Source organism: Serratia microhaemolytica (genome assembly GCF_004011885.1).
In the GTDB taxonomy this organism is placed as follows: Bacteria; Pseudomonadota; Gammaproteobacteria; order Enterobacterales; family Enterobacteriaceae; genus Serratia_G; species Serratia_G microhaemolytica.
On sequence record NZ_ML137212.1, the window covers coordinates 1 to 1,469 of the forward strand.

The 1,469-nt window shown below is 50.6% G+C and carries 1 protein-coding gene; it reads left to right on the plus strand.

Annotated elements, in window-relative coordinates; genetic code table 11:
- Positions 1–668: 668 nt before the first annotated feature.
- A partial coding sequence (locus EOJ37_RS01085) for a type VI secretion system baseplate subunit TssF (RefSeq protein ID WP_206194000.1) occupies positions 669–1,469 on the plus strand: 801 nt, incomplete at its 3' end.

The following is a 1,469-nucleotide window of genomic DNA, read 5'->3' on the forward strand; positions in this document are numbered from 1 at the left end:
GGTATTTCAAAATAATCAAATGCGTTAAAACCCCACCCTAACCCTCCCCTTATTAAGGGGAGGGAACTACCTGGCTCCTCGTATTGTGGCACAGAACAAACTTTAGTTAATAATCGATTAAAAAACGCCCATATATTTACCTTGGCAACCACCTGAAACAAGATGGCTTTAGCGTGAACGACAAAATAACCGCTTGCCAGCCGCGCATATTTATCTTTTTACTATCTAAAAAGAATATTATTTTTTAATAATCACCAATCAAGAACATTAAACTAGGTTAATCAATCAACCCAACCAAAATAACCTACCCAGAATGGCAAATAAATCTAAACAGTAACAACAACAGATAAAACAATTGCGTCAAACAATAAACCAAATGCAGACGAAAGCTGGATTAGTGATTGACATTGTGATCAGAAAATAACAGCATAACCGGCATTAAATATTTCCCCACCTGGGGATAATTGCTGTTTTTCTTGACTGCCTTATTGCAAGCCGACACCCGTTTTGATCAGCACCAACGAAAAAGTACTGCCAGCCAGGCAGTGAAACGACACACGATGGAACAAAAAATCAGAGCCTATCCCGGCAAGCACCATTAACGCGGCAAGTTACATCGCCCTAATCGGATAGGCCCTCATACAAATAATGGAACAGAGAGCTGTATTATGCCGATAATTCGCAACTACCAGGACGAAATCGTCAAATTGCAGGACGACATCGATACCCTGTTTGATGATCGCCCCAGCACCCTGCGCTACATTACCGAACCCGCTCAAGACCCCGACGCCGAACGCTTGGGCGAAGGCAACACCTTTCTTGGCAGCCAACTTGAAGCCCTGGTCGAGCAACTCGCGCCACAACTGGACTACGGCCTGACCGATCTACAGTGGCCAAGCCGCCTGCGCCCAGTGCCCAGCCTCACCATCCTGGAATTTCACGCCAACACTGTCGATCCGGCACAACCGATCACCACCCTGGCCGCCGGCCAAACCGTGTTCAGCGCCCCGCTGCAACTGGAAGATGGCCGCAGTGAACGTTGCCAGTTCCGCACCAGCCGCACCCTCTCTCTCACCCCACTGCAACTGCAACAGGTACACACAGAGAGTGACAGCCTGGCACTGCAACTGAGCTGCCCCCAGCCGTTGCCGCTCAACGCCCTCGGCCTAACGCAACTCAACCTCTACCTCGGCCAGGATAACTACATCGGCAGCCAACTGCTGTTGTGGCTCTGCCACTACCTGACACAGGTCGAGCTGCAACTGGATGACCAGACGCTCCCCCTGCCCGACTGGCGTTTTCGTGTGCAAGGATTGGCGGAAGACGACCAAGCGACACTGCCCTACCCCAGCCACGTGTTCAGTGGCTGCCGATTACTGCAAGAGTACAGCTGCTTCCCGCAACTGCTGATGTTTGTGCAAGCGCACTGCTCAGCACAGTTGGACGCACGCCCAGTGCAACACCTGACA